Source organism: Pseudomonas shirazica, from assembly GCF_015168335.1.
GTDB classification, from domain to species: Bacteria; Pseudomonadota; Gammaproteobacteria; order Pseudomonadales; family Pseudomonadaceae; genus Aquipseudomonas; species Aquipseudomonas asiatica.
The window spans coordinates 1,385,167-1,404,010 of record NZ_CP063456.1; the positions used below are offsets into that span (position 1 = coordinate 1,385,167).

Consider the following 18,844-nt stretch of genomic DNA (forward strand, 5'->3'; position numbering starts at 1 on the left):
CCTTGTGCTGCGAAGAGGCCGGTACAAATCACACATCAATAGGATCTGTACCGGCCTCTTCGCAGCACAAGGCTGCTCCTACAGAAGCGGAGCGCGGCATGTTCTAGCGGAAGCTGTAGGAAACCCCGGCATACACGCCAAAGCCTTCGCCTGGCGTCGAACGGGCCTCATCCTTTCCGGCATCGTTGTAGCCAGGTGTCACCGTCGCCGCATAACGCTTGTTGGTCAGGTTGCGCAGGTCCAGCCAGGTCTGCCAGTCCTGCTTCGGTGAATCCCAGCCCAGGCGTGCGCCGAGCAAGGCATATTCATCGGCGTGGTAACTGTTGGCGTAGTCCACCTGCACCTTCGACGCCATCTGCGTGTTCACCCCGGCGTAGAAACCGCTCGGCCAGTCATAGCGCAACTCGGCCTGGTAGTAGTGCATGGGGATGCCCGGCAGGCGGTTATCGCCGAACTTGTCGTCATCGCGGTAGTGGAAGTCACTGAAGGTGTAGGCCTGGCGCAAACTCAGCCTGCCAGTACCGGCGCGTTCCCACAGGGTACTGTCGAGGCCGGCTTCCACGCCCTGATGCACGGTGGCGCTGGCGTTGAATTCCTTGGCCGGAGCGCCTTGCACGATCTCAACCGCCAGCAATTCATGGCGAACCTGCGAGTAGTACCACGCCAGGTCCCAATGCCCCAATGCCGATTCGCCGCGTGCACCCATTTCCAGTGTGGTGGCCGTCTGGTTTTGCATCTCGATCGGTTGGTTGGCTGTGGGCGCACTCCAGATCAGGGCCCAGGGATGGGGTGGTTCGACCGAGCGGCTCAGGTTGCCGTACACCTGCAAGTCCGGGCTGATGTCATAGCGCAGCCCCAGGCGTGGTGCATAGTCCCAGTCATGCTGGCTCACTTTGCCGCCCCCGGCAGGGTGGTAAGTGACATCACTTTCACGGCGGGTATAGATCATCGCCAGGCCAGTGGTCAGCCACAGGTTCGGTACCAGCTCCAGGTCATTGCCCACATGCAGCACGGTGTCCGAGCCCTGGTAGGTGAAGTCACGGATGCGCTCACCGAACACGTCGCCATTACGGGTGAACTGTGAAGCACCGCTGTTGGGCAGGTGTTTGGTGGTGCGCCAGCCGACAGTGGTCTTGCTCTCGTGGCCGAACAAAGTGTCACGGCGGAAGTAGTTCAAGGTGCCGCTCACATCGGTATAGGCCACCTTCAGGCGCATCGGGCCTTCGCGCAGGTCCATCGGGTAGTCGTGGTAGACCAGGCCGGCTTCCAGGCGCGCATCGTCGTCGAGGTAGAAGGTGGTCTTGTTGCCCACCCAGGTGCTGCCCGGTTGCGGGCGGCTGTCGTCGCGGGCCAGGTAGGCCGGGTTGGCCGCGCGTGGGTGATGCTTGATCTGCTCCTTGGTCAGGCGCCCGGCCAACTCGTTCTCGGTTTCCCGGTAGCGCAGGTAGAAGCGGGTTTCCAGGTTCGGGTTGAAGCGGTAGCCGACATTGGCCGCCACACCCTTGGCACTGCCGCTGCTGTGCGCCTGGTAGCCGTCATATTCCGAATCGGTCAGGGCCACGTAGTAGTCGAGGTTGCCCAGTACCTGCCCCGAGCTGATGTGCCGATGCCGGTAGCCGCGGCTGCCGACTTCGTAGCGCACCTGCAGCGGCGCGGCGTCGTAGCCGGTGTGGGTGACGTAGTTGATCGCACCGCCCAGGGCGAGGGAACCCTGGTCGAAGCCGTTGGCGCCGCGCAGCACTTCGGCACGGCTAAGCCACAGCGGCTCGAACAGCTCGTAGGGCGTGCCGCCCGGGCCGGTCAGGGGCAGGCCATCGAACATCGTGTACACCCCGGAACCGTGGGCCCCCGGTGCGCGGTTGATGCCCGAACCGCGGATCGACAGTTTGATGCCATCGTTGCCCGCCGATTGGGCGAATACCCCGGGCTGGTAGGCCAGTACATCCTGGTTGCTGGCAACCCGGCCTTGTCCCACGCGCTGCATGTCCACCAGGTTGCTTGCGCCCGGCACTTCGTGCAGGCGTTCGCTGGCTGCAGTCAGGTCGTTCTGCTCCTCATCGGTGATCAGCACCTGGCCCAACTCGACCGGAGGTGCCGCCAGGGCGGGCTGGGAGGCAGCGAAAGCAGCCAGCAGGCCGAGGCAGGATGGTGGGGGCAAAACGCAACGCATTGTACGACTCCAGGCGAAAGGCGAATGGACAACGGCGTTGAGACGAGCGAAATGCCGCTTGGAGCACGAGGAAAGTCGACAAATATCGCGCAACCTTCGTCAGACGGTTTTGTACGAAAGTTCTTTACAAGCCGCAGCGATGGAGCTGGGCGACCCGCGCTTCGTAAGGTGATTGCAGACCGGCAGCGATGCCTCGCTCAATCACCCGTGGAGTTCAAACATGACTGACAACGCACGACATTCGCAGCAACCCCTGGCGGACGCCCCGGTTCGCCTGACGCCACGTGAACGGCAAGTGCTGTTGTGGTGTGCCTACGGAAAGAGCTCGTGGGAGATTGGCCAGATCCTGGAATGCAAGGAATCGACGGTGAACTTCCATGTGTCGAACATCCTGCGCAAATTCGATGTGCCCACACGGGTGGCTGCAGTGATCAAGGCCATCCGTTACGGCATGCTGGCCGAGCAGTGAGGGGATGAAGCATGGGCAACGATCCTCGGTTACGGCGTTATGCCGATTGCCATGACCCCTTCTGGCCACGGGTAGACCTGGACAGGCTGCGTGAGCGCCTGAACCTGAAGCGGCCTGTCAGTGAGGCTGTGCTGGAAGTGGCCGCACGCTGCGCTGCCATCGACGCGGCACGCGAATTCGCGCGCTGGCGCGCGGTGTTGCGAGAGCGGGGCTACAAGCGCCTCGAGGATGTGGCCGGGCATGACCACGGGCGTGCATTGCAGGTGTGCTACATCCGCTTTGTCGAAGCCGCGGTCATGCGTAACCTGGGCTCGACCGCCTACCTGCCCGCCGCACACCGAGGGGCTGCCCATGACTGAAAAATCTGTTGTCGACAGCCTGGCCCCGGCGCTGGTGGAGTTGCTGGGCGTGGATGGCAATGTCCTGTTCGCCGCGCTGCTGGGGGCTTTGTTGGTGAGCGCGGCGCGTGACCGGTTGATCACCAACAAGGCCAGGCGCCTGACGCTGGGCAAGAAACTCTTGCTGGTGTTCGTGACCGTGGGGGTTGGCCACCTGTTCGAGCCGCTGGTTTCGTCACTGGTGCCCTTGCTGAGCCGTGGCATGGCGGGGTTCGTGGCTGCCGTGGTGGTGATCCCCATCAGCCTCAAGGTGATGGTCTGGCTGGATACGCTGGACCCGCGCGAACTCATCCAGCGCTGGCGCCGCCGGGGCTAGCCGCTGGCGGCATTGGGCGAGCGACTGGTCAGCGCGCTCAATTGCCGCTCCAGCTGCTGGATGCGTTGCTTGTCCTGAACCAGCAGGAGAACGGCTTGGCGATCGGCAAGCGACAGGGTGCGCAGGCGCGCGAGCATGTCCTGTTCCCAGCCTTCGTCGTCCAGGCCTGCGCGATGTCGTTCGGGTTCACCCAGCAGAAGCCAGTCCAGTGAGCATGCATACTGCCTGGCGATGTCTATGCAAAGTGAGTAAGGAATGCTGTCGCGCACCTTCCAGCTGCTCAATGTCTGCGGGCTGATCGAGAGCGCTCTGGACAGCTCGGCGTCAGATTCCGTAGCGGTCAGAAGCTTCAGCCTGGTCAGCACCGAAGCAAGTACGTGGGTACTCATAACTAATATCCATGACTGGTTTAATGATATTCCATGGGCTTAAACTACTCGTTATGAATACAGCCCTGCGTTTTAAGGAGCATTCCTGCAATGAGAAGCATCAAACTGAAGAATACACCTATATATGCAGCCAATACTGACAAAACCGGACGACTATTCTCACAGAAGGTAAGCCCGAACAATGCTTGCAGGTACTTGCCGTGAGTACATACAAGCTGGTTTGCCCGCATTGCCACAGCCGGATGCGTATACGCACCAGTGAAGGGCGTCATATTTTCCTGCGGATCGCCTATTTGCAATGCACCAACGAGGCCTGTGGCTGGTCGGTGCGTGCCGAGTTCGAGATGACCCATGAGCTCTCGCCCAGCGGCATGCCCAACCCGGAAGTGTACCTGCCTTCGGCCAACGGTGATTTACGCAAGGCAGCGCTGCCGGGGGCCGTCCAGGACAATCCTGGTGAATAAGCCTTCATGCTCACGGATAAAAGCGTGCAGATAAAAAAACACCCCGCATAAGCGGGGTGTCTTGTTTTGCCGGGGCGATCAGCCGATCAGTTGCAGGCCGGCTTGCTGGACCATTTCCAGCAGCGGTTGCGGGTACACACCCAGCACGAAGGCGAGAATGGCGATGGCCAGCAGCATGACGCCGCCGGTGCGCTGTTCCCATTTCAGCGGGGCGTCGTGGCGACGCAGGTTCGGCTCGACCAGGTACAGGGTGACCATGACGCGCAGGTAGTAGTAGACGCCGATGGCGCTACCGATCACCAGGGCACCGACCAGCCACCACAGGTGCGACTCGACGCCAGTGGCAATGATGTAGAACTTGCCGATGAAGCCGGCGGTCAGCGGGATACCCGCCAGCGACAGCATCATCACGGTCAGTACCGCAGTCAGGTACGGACGGCGCCAGAACAGGCCGCGGTACTCGTACAGTGCATCGGCGTCACGGCCGCCGTAAGGCGAGGACATCAGGGTGATGACACCGAAGGCGCCCAGGCTGGTGATCACGTAGGTGACCAGGTACACGCCCATGGCTTCCAGGGCCAGGCCCTTGCTGGCGACCAGGGCGATGACCAGGTAACCGAAGTGGGCGATGGACGAGTAACCGAGCAGGCGCTTGAGGTTGCTCTGGGTCAGTGCCAGCAGGTTGCCGATCAGGATCGAGGCCACGGCAATCACCGCCAGTACGGTGCTCAGCGCGCCGCTGCTGGCAGCAGGGGAGAGCATGAACAGACGCACGACAACGGCGAACACCGCAACCTTGCTGGCGGTTGCCAGGAAGGCGGCGACCGGTGCCGGGGCGCCTTCGTACACGTCCGGGGTCCACAGGTGGAACGGTACCAGCGACAGTTTGAAGGCCAGGCCGACCAGCATCATGCCCAGGCCCAGCTGGGCCACCAGGCTTGGCATGCTGGTGGCGGCCAGGGCCTTGCCGATCTGGTCGAAGCTCAGGCTGCCGGCGTCGGCGTACAGCAAGGCCATGCCGAACAGCAGGAAGGCCGAGCCTGCGGCCGACAGCACCATGTACTTGATGCCGGCTTCCAGCGAGCGCTTGTTGAAGAAGGCATACGCCACCAGGCCATAGACCGGTACCGACAGCAGCTCCAGGCCGATGAACAGGCCGGCCAGGTGGTTGGCGCTGACCAGCACCAGGCCACCGAGGGCCGACATCAGCAGCAGCAGGTACAGTTCTTCACGGTTGCCCGGGAAACCCTTGGAGCCTTCGCCGAGGTAGGCGTGGGCAAGGGTGACGCAGGCCAGCGTCGCCACCAGGATGATCGCCATGTACAGGCAGGCGAACTTGTCGATGGTGATCAGCGGGGTGACCGCCAGCGGCGCAACCTTCAGCGCCGGCAGGATCGACAGCAGGGCCAGGTTGAGGCCCACGGTGGACAGCAGGAAGGTCTGCGAGTGGTTGCGCTTCCAGGCGATCGCCAGCATCACCACCACCGTGGTGATGGTGGTGATCAGCATCGGCGCCAATGCGATGAAGTGTTGAGTGGTGAATTCCATAGCGCTCTTACCGGGCCGAAGCGAGTTGAGTGAAAGCGGAACCGAGCCACTGCTGCACACCACTCATGGTGGCGGCAGAGGTGTCGAGGAACGGCTGCGGATACACGCCCAGCAGGATCAGCAGTACCGCCAGACCCAGGACCATGATCAGTTCGCGTCCGTCCATGCCGGCCAGCACGGTGTCGGTCTTGGCCGGGCCGAAGTAGGCGCGGTGGATCATGATCAGCGAGTACACCGAACCGAACACCAGGCCAGTGGTGGCGATCACGGTGATCCAAGGCACGCTGGCGAAGCTGCCGATCAGGATCAGGAACTCGCCGACGAAGTTGCCTGTACCGGGCAGGCCCAGGGAGGCGGCGGCGAAGAACAGGCTGATGGCCGGCAGGTAGGCGATGCGGTGCCACAGGCCACCCATCTGGCGCATGTCACGGGTGTGCAAGCGCTCGTACAGCTGGCCGGCCAGGATGAACAGCGCGGCAGCGGACAGGCCGTGGGCCAGCATCTGGATCACCGCGCCTTGCAGGGCCTGCTGGCTGCCGGAATAGATACCGATCAGCACGAAGCCCATGTGCGAGACGCTGGAGAAGGCGACCAGGCGCTTGATGTCGGTTTGCGCAAAGGCCAGGAAGGCACCGTAGAAGATACCGATCAGGCCCAGGGTCATGGCGATTGGCGCAAACTCGGCCGAAGCGTTCGGGAACAGCGGCAGGGCGAAGCGCAGCAGGCCGTAGGCCGCAGTCTTCAGCAAGATACCGGCCAGGTCCACGGAACCTGCGGTCGGTGCCTGGGCGTGAGCGTCAGGCAGCCAGGAGTGGAACGGCACCACCGGCAGCTTCACCGCGAAGGCGATGAAGAAGCCCAGCATCAGCAGGTATTCGGTACCGGCTGGCAGTTCGGCCTTGAGCAGGTCGCTGTAGTTGAAGGTGATCACGCCGGTGTTGGTGTAGTTGACCAGCACCAGGCCGAGGATCGCCACCAGCATGATCAGGCCGCTGGCCTGGGTGAAGATGAAGAACTTGGTCGCCGCGTAGATCCGGGTCTTCTTGCCGTCCGACGAGCTGTGACCCCAGAGCGCGATGAGGAAGTACATCGGCACCAGCATCATTTCCCAGAAGAAGAAGAACAGGAACAGGTCCAGGGCCAGGAACACACCGACCACGCCGCCAAGGATCCACATCAGGTTGAGGTGGAAGAAGCCGACGTGACGCTGGATCTCTTTCCAGGAACACAGTACCGACAGCACACCGAGCAGGCCGGTGAGCAGGATCATCAGCAGCGACAGGCCGTCGAGGGCCAGGTGGATGCTGATGCCGAAACGCTGGATCCACTGGACTTTGTATTCCAGGGCCCAGGCAGGCTCGGCGCCCGGAGCGGGTGCCAGGGTGTAGTCGCCGTTACCCCACAGCCACAGGCCGATGCCGAGCAGAAGGGACATGGTCAGCAGCGCGATCCAGCGCGGCAGGGTGGCGCCGAAGCGCTCACCCAGCCAGCACAGGAAGCCGCCGATGAAGGGGATCAGGATCAGCCAAGGCAAAATCATGACGGGTTCGTTTCCTTTTGCAGGGTCGCAAGGTTCGCAAGGTTCATGGTCATACCGCGGCCACTACCACAGCGCCGAGTACCAGCACTGCGCCAACGGCGATCGAAGCGGTGTACCAGCGCAGCTGGCCGGTCTCGGTCTTGCTCATGGCGACGTGGCCGCCGCGAGCCAGGCGAGGAATCAGGCCTATGCTGCGGTCAACCGGATCCTTGCGCAGGATGTGGCTGATCAGCAGGTAAGGTTTGACGAACAGCTTGTCGTAGATCCAGTCGAAGCCCCAGGCGGCGAACCACCAGGCCGACAGGACACGACCGATACCGCTGTTGGCGACGGCGCTGACGAAGCGGCGCTTGCCCAGGAACAGCAGGGCCGACAGCAGGATACCGGCGATGGCGATGGCGCCCGAAGTGATCTCCAGCGCGTGCTTGGCTTCGCCACCGGCGTGGCCGGCGCTTTCAGGCAGCACACCTGCCAGCGGCGGGGTGATCCAGGCGCCGACGAAGGTCGACAGCACGATCAGCACGCCCAGCGGCAGCCAGTGGCTGATGCCGTGGCCAGCGTGGGCTTCGGTCTTGGCTTCGCCGTGGAAGGCGATGAAGATCAGGCGGAAGGTGTACAGCGAGGTCATGAACGCACCGACCAGGCCGGCGTACAGCAGGCCGGTGTTGCCGCTGGCGAAGGCTTCCCAGAGGATCTCGTCCTTGGAGTAGAAGCCCACGGTCACGATCGGCAGGGCAGCCAGGGCAGCGCCACCGACCACGAAGCTGGCGTAGGCCAGCGGCAGTTTCTTCCACAGGCCGCCCATCTTGAAGATGTCCTGCTCGTGGTGGCAGGCAACGATCACCGCACCGGAGGCAAGGAACAGCAGGGCCTTGAAGAAGGCGTGGGTCATCAGGTGGAAGATCGCCGCGTCCCAGGCGCCAACGCCCAGGGCCAGGAACATGTAGCCGATCTGGCTCATGGTCGAGTAGGCGAGGATACGCTTGATGTCGGTCTGCACCAGCGCGGCGAAGCCGGCCAGTACCAGGGTCACGCCACCGACCACCCCTACCAGGTGCAGGATGTCCGGCGCCAGCAGGAACAGGCCGTTGGTACGGGCGATCAGGTACACGCCCGCGGTCACCATGGTTGCCGCGTGGATCAGCGCGGAGACCGGAGTAGGGCCGGCCATCGCGTCGGCCAGCCAGGTCTGCAGTGGCAGCTGGGCCGATTTACCGACCGCACCACCCAGCAGCATCAGGGTTGCCAGCACCATCCAGGTGTCGCCAGCCTGGAACTTCTGCGGTGCCAGCACCAGCAGTTCCTGCACGTTCAGGGTACCCAGCTGGACGAACAGGATGAACAGGCCGATGGCCATGAACACGTCGCCGATACGGGTGACGATGAATGCCTTGAGTGCCGCGTTACCGTTGTTGCGGTTGCTGTAGTAGAAACCGATCAACAGGTACGAGCACAGGCCCACGCCTTCCCAGCCGAAGTAGATGAACAGCAGGTTGTCGCCCAGCACCAGGAACAGCATGCTGGCGATGAACAGGTTGGTGTACGCGAAGAAGCGCGAGTAACCGGCTTCGCCACGCATGTACCAGGAAGCGAACAGGTGGATCAGGAAGCCGACACCGGTGACAACGCCGAGCATGGTGACCGACAGGCCGTCCAGGTACAGGGTGAAGTTCGGCGCGAAGCCGTCCACCGACATCCACTGCCACAGCAGCTGGCTGTACGCGCCGCCTTCAGGCGGGGCGACATTGAATTGCCAGATGACGTAGGCGGCGGTGGCGGCCGAAAGGCCTACCGAGCCGACGCCGATCAGGGCGGACAGGTTCTCCGAGAACCGCCCGCGCGAGAACGACAGCAGCAGGAAGCCGACGAGGGGGAAGACGAAAGTCAGGAAGAGAAGGTTCATCCGCGCATCTCACTGGCAGCATCGATGTCGAGAGTGTGGAAGCGGCGATACAGCTGCAGCAGGATGGCCAGGCCAATACTGGCCTCGGCGGCTGCCAGGCTGATCACCAGAATGAACATCACCTGGCCATCGGGCTGGACCCAACGGGCACCGGCGACGACGAACGCCAGGGCAGAGGCGTTCATCATGACTTCCAGGCTCATGAGCACGAAGAGGATGTTGCGGCGGACCATCAGGCCAACCAGACCTAAGCAGAACAGGATGCCGGCGACCGCCAGACCATGCTCGAGAGGGATAGCACCCATGATTTACTCCTTCGCCTCGTTGCGGCCCAGGTGGAAGGCGGTGACGGCCGCGGCCAGCAGCAGCATCGAAGCCAGTTCGACCACCAGCAGGTAAGGGCCGAACAGGCTGATGCCGACTTCTTTCGGGCCCACGGTGGTACCGCTGATGCCGGCGCCGCTCGGGGTGACGAACAGCACGTACAGCAGCTCCAGCAGCAGCAGGGCGGCGAGGATCACCGGCCCGGCCCAGATACCGGGCTTGAGCCAGCCCCGTTCCTGGGCGACCGAAGCCGGCCCGAGGTTGAGCATCATCACCACGAACACGAACAGCACCATGATGGCGCCGGCGTAGGCGATCACTTCCAGGGCGCCGGCGAACGGCGCACCCAGGGCGAAGAAGATCATGGCCACGGAAATCAGCGAAATGATCAGGTAAAGCAAGGCGTGCACGGGGTTGGTGCCGGTCACCACCCGAAGGGTGGAGACCACGGCGATCCCGGATGCGAAGTAGAAAGCGAATTCCATCTTTCTGTCCTTATGGGAGCAAGCTCTTCACGTTGATCGGCTCGGCTTCGTTCTGTGCAGAGCCCTTCGGCTTGCCAGCGATTGCCATGCCGGCAACACGGTAGAAGTTGTAGTCAGGGTTCTTGCCGGGGCCGGAGATCAGCAGATCTTCTTTCTCGTACACCAGGTCCTGACGCTTGAACTCGGCCATTTCGAAATCCGGAGTCAGCTGGATCGCGGTGGTCGGGCACGCTTCTTCACACAGGCCACAGAAGATGCAGCGCGAGAAGTTGATGCGGAAGAACTCCGGATACCAGCGACCGTCCTCGGTCTCGGCCTTCTGCAGCGAGATGCAGCCGACCGGGCAGGCCACCGCGCAGAGGTTGCACGCTACGCAGCGCTCCTCGCCATCGGGGTCGCGGGTAAGGACGATGCGGCCGCGGTAGCGCGGCGGCAGGTACACGGGTTCTTCGGGGTACTGCAGGGTGTCGCGCTTGCGGAACCCGTGGGAGAACACCATTGCCAGGCTGCGCAGCTGGGTGCCGGTGCCCTTAACGATGTCGCCGATATACTTGAACATGGGTCAAATCCTCACTGGGCCGCGACGGCTGGCGTGTTGTAGAGCACGATCGCAGCGGTCACCAGCAAATTGATCAGGGTCAGCGGCAGGCAGAACTTCCAGCTGAAGTCCATCACCTGGTCATAGCGTGGGCGCGGGATCGATGCGCGCAGCAGGATGAACAGCATGATGAAGAACGCGGTCTTCAGCGCGAACCACAGGAACGACAGTTGCGGCAGGATGCCGAACGGGCCGTGCCAGCCGCCGAAGAACAGGGTTACCAGCAGCGCCGAGATGAGGATGATGCCGATGTACTCACCGACGAAGAACATGCCCCATTTCATGCCGGCATACTCGATGTGGTAGCCGTCGGCCAGTTCCTGTTCCGCTTCGGGTTGGTCGAACGGGTGACGGTGAGTCACGGCGACGCCAGCGATGAAGAAGGTACAGAAGCCGAAGAACTGCGGAATGATGAACCACAGGTTCTGGGCCTGGTATTCAACGATGTCGCGCATGTTGAACGAACCCACCTGCACCACCACGCCCATCAGCGCCAGGCCCAGGAACACTTCGTACGACACGGTCTGTGCCGAGGCGCGCAAGCTGCCCAGCAGGGCGTACTTGTTGTTCGACGACCAGCCGGCGAACAGCACCGCGTAGACCGACAGGCCGGCCATGGCGAAGAAGAACAGCAGGCCGATGTTCAGGTCGGCGACGCCCCAGGTCGGGGTGATCGGGATGACCACGAAGGCGATCAGCAGGGCGCTCATGGCCACTACCGGTGCCAGGGTGAAGATCACGCGGTCGACGAAGGGCGGGTTCCAGTCTTCCTTGAAGAACATCTTCAGCATGTCGGCAGCGATCTGGAACATGCCGAACGGGCCGACGCGGTTCGGACCGTAACGGTCCTGCCACCAGCCCAGCAGGCGGCGCTCGACGAAGCTGAGCAGCGCGCCGCAGACCACCACCGCCAGCAGGACCACGATGGCCCGCAGCACGGTCAGGATCACATCGATCACTTCGGGGGTGAACCAGCTCATTGTGCTGCCTCCTGCAGACCTTCGACGGATGCACCGAAGATGGCAGGCGGAATGCCGGCCAGGCCTTTCGGCAACGCGACCAGGCCAGCGCCCAGCTCTTCATTGATACGCAGCGGCAGGCGCAGAGCCACACCGGCAACGTTCAGGCTCAGCAGGGCACCGTCGTTGACGCCCAGGCGGTCGGCTTCGGACTTGGCCAGGGCCACGTAGGCTGCCGGGATGCGCTCTTGTACCGGTGCGGCGCGCGAGGAGCTTTCTTCGCTGCCGAACAGGTGGAAGAACGGCACGGCAGTCCAGGTACCACGGGCCGGGTTGAAGGCGCCCGGAATGGTATTGAACCAGTGCAGGCGGTCGCCTTGCGGTTCGATCAGGCGTACGCCCGGGTCACCTGCACGCAGGTGGCCACCGACCTCGTCCTGGAACTTGTTCCAGGCTTGCGGCGAGTTCCAGCCCGGCGACCAGGCGAACGGCACTTGCTGACGCGGTTCGGCCGAACCCGAGTAGCCTTCCATGGAGAAGGCGAACGCGGTGTCCTTGTCTTGCGGAGTACGCGGCTCGTGCACGCTGATGTTGGCGCGCATGGCGGTACGGCCGGAGTAGCGCAGCGGCTCACGGGCCAGTTTCATGCCCTTGATGCGGAACGCGGCGCTTGGCGCGGCGTTGACGATACCGGCCAGTTGCGGGGCGGCTTCGGCGCAGGCGCTGGTGACGTGATCCAGCTGGGTCCAGTCGACCGGCTTGTTCAGCAGGGTGGCACGCAGGGCGTGCATCCAGCGCCAGCCTTCGTGGATCTGGATGCTGCTGTCCAGGTATTGCGGGTCGAAGACCTGGAAGAAGCGCTGGGCGCGGCCTTCCTGGCTGACCAGGGTACCGTCGCCTTCGGCGAACGAGGCGGCCGGCAGCACCAGGTGGGCGCGGTCGACAGTCGGGGTTTTCGAGTGGTCGGCAACGATCACTACCTTGGCCGCGGCCAGGGCTGCATCGACCTTGGCGGCCGGTACGCGGGCGTACAGGTCGTTTTCCAGCACGACGATGGCGTCGGCCTTGCCGCTGATGACCGCGTCCAGCGCGGCATCGACCGACTCGCCACCGAGCATGGCCAGGCCGAGGCTGTTGGCTTCAGGCACCACCAGGCTCAGCGAGCCGTTCTTCTCGCGCAGCTTCAGCGCCTTGGCGATGTTGGCGGCGGCTTCGATCAGCGCGGGGTCGGCCAGCGAGGTACCGGCTACGACCAGTGGGCGCTTGGCCGCGACCAGGGCGTCGGCGATGCGCTGGGCCAGGGCTTTCGCTTCGGCGTCCAGGCCTTCGACGGCAGGGGCGCTCGGGTCGATGGCGTGGGCCACGGCGAAACCGATGCGGGCCAGGTCGGCCGGGGCGGCGTGCACGCATTCTTCGGCGACGTCGTCCAGCTTGGTTTCAGCCAGCGAAGCGATGAACAGCGGGTACAGCGCGTGCTGGCCGATATTCTTCACGGCGGCGTCGAGCCACGGCTGCACCTTCATCGCTTCGGCCATGGCCTCGGCCTTGCCCTTGGTGGCCTGGCGCACGGCCAGGGCGACGCGGGCAGCGGTCTGGGTCAGGTCTTCACCGAGCACGAACACGGCGTCGTGGTCTTCGATGTCGCGCAGGGTCGGGACCGGCAGCGGGCTGTTGTTCAGCACGTTCAGGGCCAGGCGTACGCGGGCCAGTTCGCCGGCTTCCATACCCGAGTAGAAGTACTCGGCACCGACCAGCTCACGCAGGCCGTAGTTGCTTTCCAGGCTGGCGCGTGGCGAGCCGATACCGACGATGGTACGTCCGCGCAGCAGGTCGGCGGCCTTGTCCAGGGCGGCGTCCAGGCCAAGCTTGGTGCCGTCGGCCAGGTGTGGCTGGCGTGGGCGATCCTTGCGGTTGACGTAGCCATAGCCGAAGCGGCCACGGTCGCACAGGAAGTACTGGTTTACCGAGCCGTTGAAGCGGTTTTCCACCCGACGCAGTTCGCCGTAGCGCTCGCCCGGGCTGATGTTGCAGCCGCTGGAGCAGCCGTGGCAGATGCTCGGGGCAAACTGCATGTCCCACTTGCGGTTGTAGCGCTCGGAGTGGGTCTTGTCGGTGAACACGCCGGTCGGGCAGACCTCGGTCAGGTTGCCGGAGAATTCGCTTTCCAGCACGCCGTCTTCGACGCGGCCGAAGTACACGTTGTCGTGGGCGCCGTAAACGCCCAGGTCGGTACCACCGGCATAGTCCTTGTAGTAGCGCACGCAGCGGTAGCAGGCGATGCAGCGGTTCATCTCATGGGCGATGAACGGGCCGAGGTCCTGGTTCTGGTGGGTACGCTTGGTGAAACGGTAGCGGCGCTCGTTGTGGCCGGTCATTACCGTCATGTCCTGCAGGTGGCAGTGACCGCCTTCCTCGCACACCGGGCAGTCGTGCGGGTGGTTGGTCATCAGCCATTCGACGACGCTGGCGCGGAACGCCTTGGACTCTTCATCGTCGATGGAGATCCAGGTGCCGTCGGAGGCAGGGGTCATGCAGGACATGACGATACGACCGCGGGTGTCGTTCTCGTCGGTGTACTGCTTGACCGCGCACTGCCGGCAGGCGCCAACGCTACCAAGCGCCGGGTGCCAGCAGAAATAAGGGATGTCGAGGCCGAGCGACAGACAGGCCTGTAACAGGTTGTCTGCACCGTTGACTTCGAGCGCTTTGCCGTCTACGTGGATAGTGGCCATTGTTCAAAGTTCTTCGTTGGCCCGCGTGAGCGGGCGTGGCTAATGGAAATCGGTGAGCTTGCGACACGCCACGATTTCTCGGGCCTGCCGGCAAGCTGGCGAGTGGCACGGACCACCCGCCTAATCATCTTGTTATGCGCCGACCACGATCGGCCCGGCCTGGATTGGCTTGGCCAGGTCGGGGCGCAGGGCATCGCCAGCCGCAGCTGGAGCGACACCGGCCTCGAACTCGGACCGGAAGTATTTGATGGCACTGCCCAGCGGCTCGACGGCACCTGGTGCGTGAGCACAGAAGGTACGGCCAGGGCCGAGGAAGTTGACCAGGCCCAGCAGCGTCTCGATGTCTTCGGCGCGGCCCTGGCCTTTCTCCAGTGCGCGCAGCATCTTCACGCTCCATGGCAGGCCGTCACGGCATGGGGTGCACCAGCCGCACGATTCGCGGGCGAAGAACTCTTCCATGTTGCGCAGCAGCGAAACCATGTTGATGCTGTCGTCCACCGCCATTGCCAGACCGGTACCCATACGGGTGCCGACCTTGGCGATGCCGCCGGCGTACATCTGCGCGTCGAGGTGCTCGGGCAGCAGGAAGCCGGTACCGGCGCCACCTGGCTGCCAGCACTTGAGCTTGAAGCCGTCGCGCATGCCGCCGGCGTAGTCTTCGAACAGTTCGCGGGCGGTGACGCCGAAAGGCAGTTCCCACAGGCCCGGGTTCTTCACCTTGCCGGAGAAGCCCATCAGCTTGGTGCCGTGGTCTTCGCTGCCTTCACGGGCCAGCGACTTGTACCAGTCGTTGCCGTTGGCGACGATGGCCGGGACGTTGCACAGGGTTTCGACGTTGTTCACGCAAGTCGGCTTGCCCCACACGCCCACGGCGGCAGGGAAGGGCGGCTTGGAGCGCGGGTTGGCGCGGCGGCCTTCCAGCGAGTTGATCAGTGCGGTTTCTTCACCGCAGATGTAGCGGCCGGCACCGGTGTGCACGAACAGCTCGAAATCGAAACCGCTGCCGAGGATGTTCTTGCCCAGCAGGCCGGCGGCCTTGGCTTCCTCGATGGCGCGGTTCAGGTTCTTCGCTGCGGTGGTGTATTCGCCACGCAGGAAGATGTAGCCACGGTAGGCCTTCAGGGCGCGGGCGCTGATCAGCATGCCCTCTACCAGTAGATGGGGCTGTTGCTCCATCAGCATGCGGTCTTTCCAGGTGTTCGGTTCCATTTCGTCCGCGTTGCACAGCAGGTAGCGGATGTTCATGGATTCGTCTTTGGGCATCAGGCCCCACTTCACGCCAGTGGGGAAGCCTGCACCACCGCGCCCCTTGAGGCCGGAGTCCTTGACGCTTTGCACGATGTCGTCGGCCGACATCTGCGCCAGCGCCTTGCGGGCGGCAGCGTAGCCGTTCTTCGATTCGTACTCGGCAAGCCAGACCGGCTCGCCGTCGTCACGCAGGCGCCAGGTCAGCGGGTGGGTTTCGGCCGTGCGCGCGATGCGGTTGGCCGGGCCGAAGGAAGTAATGGTCATACGTAACCCTCCAGCAATTTGGAAACACCAGCCGGCTGCACGTCACCGAAGGTGTCGTCGTCGATCATCAGCGCCGGGGCCTTGTCGCAGTTGCCCAGGCAGCATACCGGCAGCAGGGTGAAGCGGCCGTCGGCGGTGGTCTGGCCCAGGCCGATGCCCAGTTCGCTTTGAATCTGGCTGACCACGGATTCATGGCCGCCGATGTAGCAGACCATGCTGTCGCACACGCGGATGATGTGGCGGCCGACCGGCTGACGGAAGATCTGGCTGTAGAAGGTGGCGACACCTTCGACGTCGCTGGCCGGGATGCCCAGTACTTCGCCGATGGCGTGGATGGCGCCGTCCGGCACCCAGCCACGTTCCTTCTGGACGATCTTCAGGGCTTCGATGGACGCCGCGCGCGGGTCCTCGTAGTGATGCATTTCGTGCTCGATGGCCGAGCGCTCGGTTTCGCTCAGGGCGAAACGGTCTGTCTGGATAAGCGTGCTGTTCATGCTTAGCGGTCCACGTCAGCCATAACGAAGTCGATACTGCCCAGGTACGCAATGAGGTCGGCGACCATGCTGCCTTTGATCACCGAAGGGATCTGCTGCAGGTGCGGGTAGCTCGGGGTACGGATCCGGGTGCGGTAGCTCATGGTGCCGCCATCGCTCGTCAGGTAGTAACTGTTGATGCCCTTGGTCGCCTCGATCATCTGGAACGACTCGTTGGCCGGCATGACCGGGCCCCACGAGACTTGCAGGAAGTGCGTGATCAGGGTTTCGATGTGCTGCAGGGTGCGCTCTTTCGGCGGCGGCGTGGTCAGCGGGTGATCCGCCTTGTACGGGCCTTCCGGCATGTTGCGCAGGCACTGGTCGATGATGCGGATACTCTGGCGCATCTCCTCGACACGGACCATGCAGCGATCGTAGGCATCGCCGTTGTGGGCCAGCGGTACTTCGAACTCGAAGTTCTCGTAGCCGGAGTAGGGGCGGGCTTTACGCAGGTCGAAGTCGCAACCGGTGGCACGCAGGCCGGCACCGGTGGTACCCCAGGCCAGGGCTTCCTTGGTGTTGTACGCGGCAACGCCGATGGTACGGCCCTTGAGGATGCTGTTCTGCAGGGCGGCCTTTTCGTACTCGTCGAGGCGCTTGGGCAGCCATTCGACGAAGTCCTTGACCAGCTTGTCCCAGCCGCGCGGCAGGTCGTGGGCAACGCCACCGATGCGGTACCAGGCCGGGTGCAGGCGGAAACCGGTGATCGCTTCGATCACGGTGTACGCGCGCTGGCGGTCGGTGAAGGTGAAGAACACCGGGGTCATGGCGCCGACGTCCTGGATGTAGGTACCCAGGAACAGCAGGTGGCTGGTGATACGGAAGAACTCGGCCAGCATCACGCGGATGGTGTCGACCTTCTGTGGCACCTTGATGCCGGCCAGCTTCTCGACCGCGAGCACGTACGGCAGGTTGTTCATTACCCCGCCGAGGTAGTCGATACGGTCGGTGTAGGGGATGAAGCTGTGCCAGGACTGGCGTTCGGCCATTTTTTCGGCGCCACGGTGGTGGTAGCCAATGTCCGGTACGCAGTCGACGATCTCTTCACCGTCCAGCTGCAGGACGATACGGAAGGCACCGTGCGCGGAAGGGTGGTTGGGGCCGAGGTTGAGGAACATGTAGTCCTCGTTGGCGCCCTGGCGCTTCATGCCCCAGGCTTCAGGGTTGAAGCGTGCCGATTCCTCTTCAAGCTGCTGCTTGGCCAGGGTCAGGCTGTAGGGATCGAACTCGGTAGCGCGGGCCGGGTAGTCCTTGCGCAGCGGGTGGCCTTCCCAGGTGGGCGGCATCATGATGCGGCTGAGGTGCGGGTGGCCGGCAAAGTCGATGCCGAACATGTCCCAGACTTCGCGCTCGTACCAGTTGGCGTTCGGCCAGATACCGGTCACGGTCGGCAGGTTCAGGTCGCCTTCGCTGAGCGACACCTTGATCATCACATCGCTGTTACGCTCGATCGACAGCAGGTGGTAGAACACGCTGAAGTCGGCGGCTGGCAGGCCGCGGCGCTGGGTGCGCAGGCGCTCGTCGACGCCGTGCAGGTCGTACAGCATGCTGTACGGTTTGGCTACGCCGCGCAGGAAGCTCAGCACTTCCTTGAGCTGCTCGCGCTTGACCCACAGCACGGGCATGCCGGTGCGGGTTTCCTGGGCGACGAATGCTTCGGCGCCAAAACGGTTGTGCAGTTCGACGACCACATCCTGGTCGTCAGCCTTGTAGGGCGGAATGAAAATAGCGTTGTCCGCTGTCATGGTCTCGGTCGCTTTGGGTCAACGTTAAGAATGAAGCCAGGCCGCCGGCTCCAGGGGAGCGGGCGGCAGGTCGCTGGATCAGACTTCGTCGGGGCTGCGCAGGTTGGTTACTGCAATGCGCTGCTCACGACGCAGGTCTTTCTGGGCTGGCATCTCGGCACGGTAAATACCTTGATCACCAACAACCCAGGAAAGCGGGCGTCGTTCTTGGCCGATCGACTCCTGCAGCAGCATCAAGCCTTGCAGGAAAGCCTCAGGGCGTGGCGGGCAGCCGGGCACATAGACGTCCACGGGGAGGAACTTGTCGACCCCCTGAACGACCGAGTAGATGTCGTACATGCCGCCGGAGTTGGCGCACGAACCCATGGAAATTACCCATTTCGGCTCGAGCATCTGCTCGTACAGGCGCTGGATGATCGGCGCCATTTTGACGAAGCAGGTACCGGCGATGACCATGAAGTCGGCCTGACGCGGCGATGCCCGGATGACTTCGGCGCCGAAGCGGGCGATGTCGTGGGGTGCCGTGAAGGCCGTGGTCATTTCCACGTAGCAGCAGGACAGGCCGAAGTTGTACGGCCAGAGGGAGTTCTTGCGACCCCAGTTGACCGCGCCACGCAGCACATCTTCAAGCTTGCCCATGAAGATGTTCTTGTGGACCTGGTCCTCCAGCAGTTGATCAGTGACGGTTTCCCGTTCACCGACCGGGTACTGCTCGTTGGGCGCATCCGGATCGATTCTGGTGAGATTGTATTGCATGCC

Annotated in this window: 18 protein-coding genes; 4 read left to right on the plus strand and 14 right to left on the minus strand. The window is 63.4% G+C overall.

What is annotated here, in order from left to right; genetic code table 11:
* Window positions 1–103: 103 nt before the first annotated feature.
* Complete coding sequence (locus tag IMX18_RS06275; RefSeq protein WP_139657830.1) at window positions 104–2,170, minus strand: TonB-dependent receptor family protein; 2,067 nt, start codon at window positions 2,168–2,170, stop codon at window positions 104–106.
* A 220-nt stretch (window positions 2,171–2,390) separates the two neighbouring features.
* Here IMX18_RS06275 and IMX18_RS06280 point away from each other — a divergent pair, with 220 nt between their 5' ends.
* Genes IMX18_RS06280 through IMX18_RS06290 form a run of 3 tightly spaced genes read left to right on the plus strand, consistent with a single transcriptional unit; the run spans window position 2,391 to window position 3,353 of the window.
* Entirely contained in the window at window positions 2,391–2,639 is a 249-nt protein-coding gene (locus tag IMX18_RS06280; RefSeq protein ID WP_003261017.1) for a helix-turn-helix domain-containing protein, read from the plus strand.
* 11 nt (window positions 2,640–2,650) lie between these two features.
* Entirely contained in the window at window positions 2,651–2,998 is a 348-nt protein-coding gene (locus tag IMX18_RS06285) for a head completion/stabilization protein (protein ID WP_023662584.1), read from the plus strand.
* Entirely contained in the window at window positions 2,991–3,353 is a 363-nt protein-coding gene (locus tag IMX18_RS06290) for a hypothetical protein (RefSeq protein ID WP_023662583.1), read from the plus strand. Before IMX18_RS06285 ends, IMX18_RS06290 begins: the two co-directional genes overlap by 8 nt.
* On the opposite strand, the gene IMX18_RS06295 is transcribed toward IMX18_RS06290, so the two are convergent.
* Complete coding sequence (locus IMX18_RS06295) at window positions 3,350–3,742, minus strand: helix-turn-helix domain-containing protein (RefSeq protein WP_003261013.1); 393 nt, start codon at window positions 3,740–3,742, stop codon at window positions 3,350–3,352. The genes IMX18_RS06290 and IMX18_RS06295 overlap by 4 nt on opposite strands.
* 200 nt (window positions 3,743–3,942) lie before the next feature.
* On the opposite strand from IMX18_RS06295, the gene IMX18_RS06300 reads away from it, so the two are divergent.
* Window positions 3,943–4,206 (plus strand): Ogr/Delta-like zinc finger protein, encoded by a 264-nt coding sequence (locus tag IMX18_RS06300; protein WP_023662582.1) that lies wholly within the window; start codon window positions 3,943–3,945, stop codon window positions 4,204–4,206.
* Between the two features lie 78 nt (window positions 4,207–4,284).
* Here the strand turns inward: IMX18_RS06300 and nuoN are convergent, their stop codons facing one another.
* The 12 genes from nuoN to IMX18_RS06360 all read right to left on the minus strand — a co-directional run bounded on the left by nuoN (window position 4,285) and on the right by IMX18_RS06360 (window position 18,841).
* On the minus strand, window positions 4,285–5,754 hold the full coding sequence (gene nuoN, locus IMX18_RS06305; protein ID WP_013973390.1) for an NADH-quinone oxidoreductase subunit NuoN: 1,470 nt from the start codon (window positions 5,752–5,754) through the stop codon (window positions 4,285–4,287).
* Between the two features lie 7 nt (window positions 5,755–5,761).
* Entirely contained in the window at window positions 5,762–7,294 is a 1,533-nt protein-coding gene (gene nuoM, locus IMX18_RS06310) for an NADH-quinone oxidoreductase subunit M (RefSeq protein ID WP_015271056.1), read from the minus strand.
* Between the two features lie 49 nt (window positions 7,295–7,343).
* Window positions 7,344–9,197 (minus strand): NADH-quinone oxidoreductase subunit L, encoded by a 1,854-nt coding sequence (gene nuoL / locus IMX18_RS06315; RefSeq protein ID WP_013973388.1) that lies wholly within the window; start codon window positions 9,195–9,197, stop codon window positions 7,344–7,346.
* Entirely contained in the window at window positions 9,194–9,502 is a 309-nt protein-coding gene (nuoK, locus tag IMX18_RS06320; RefSeq protein ID WP_003251446.1) for an NADH-quinone oxidoreductase subunit NuoK, read from the minus strand. Before nuoK ends, nuoL begins: the two co-directional genes overlap by 4 nt.
* Window positions 9,503–9,505: 3 nt before the next feature.
* Window positions 9,506–10,006 (minus strand): NADH-quinone oxidoreductase subunit J, encoded by a 501-nt coding sequence (nuoJ, locus tag IMX18_RS06325; RefSeq protein ID WP_003261007.1) that lies wholly within the window; start codon window positions 10,004–10,006, stop codon window positions 9,506–9,508.
* A gap of 10 nt (window positions 10,007–10,016) precedes the next feature.
* Window positions 10,017–10,565 (minus strand): NADH-quinone oxidoreductase subunit NuoI, encoded by a 549-nt coding sequence (gene nuoI / locus IMX18_RS06330; protein ID WP_003251442.1) that lies wholly within the window; start codon window positions 10,563–10,565, stop codon window positions 10,017–10,019.
* Between the two features lie 11 nt (window positions 10,566–10,576).
* Window positions 10,577–11,584 carry an NADH-quinone oxidoreductase subunit NuoH gene (gene nuoH, locus IMX18_RS06335; RefSeq protein WP_003251440.1) on the minus strand — a complete coding sequence of 336 codons (1,008 nt, stop codon included), beginning with the start codon at window positions 11,582–11,584 and terminating at the stop codon, window positions 10,577–10,579.
* The gene (gene nuoG, locus IMX18_RS06340) at window positions 11,581–14,295 is read right to left on the minus strand and encodes an NADH-quinone oxidoreductase subunit NuoG (protein ID WP_015271054.1); all 2,715 of its coding nucleotides are present in this window, start codon (window positions 14,293–14,295) and stop codon (window positions 11,581–11,583) included. The genes nuoH and nuoG overlap by 4 nt, the downstream gene beginning before the upstream one ends.
* A 132-nt stretch (window positions 14,296–14,427) precedes the next feature.
* Window positions 14,428–15,807, minus strand: coding sequence for an NADH-quinone oxidoreductase subunit NuoF (gene nuoF / locus IMX18_RS06345; RefSeq protein WP_015271053.1), 1,380 nt, complete (start codon window positions 15,805–15,807; stop codon window positions 14,428–14,430).
* The gene (gene nuoE / locus IMX18_RS06350; RefSeq protein ID WP_003251433.1) at window positions 15,804–16,301 is read right to left on the minus strand and encodes an NADH-quinone oxidoreductase subunit NuoE; all 498 of its coding nucleotides are present in this window, start codon (window positions 16,299–16,301) and stop codon (window positions 15,804–15,806) included. Before nuoE ends, nuoF begins: the two co-directional genes overlap by 4 nt.
* Window positions 16,302–16,303: 2 nt before the next feature.
* The gene (gene nuoC / locus IMX18_RS06355; RefSeq protein WP_013973384.1) at window positions 16,304–18,085 is read right to left on the minus strand and encodes an NADH-quinone oxidoreductase subunit C/D; all 1,782 of its coding nucleotides are present in this window, start codon (window positions 18,083–18,085) and stop codon (window positions 16,304–16,306) included.
* A 78-nt stretch (window positions 18,086–18,163) separates the two neighbouring features.
* Window positions 18,164–18,841, minus strand: coding sequence for a NuoB/complex I 20 kDa subunit family protein (locus tag IMX18_RS06360; RefSeq protein WP_003251429.1), 678 nt, complete (start codon window positions 18,839–18,841; stop codon window positions 18,164–18,166).
* Window positions 18,842–18,844: the final 3 nt, after the last annotated feature.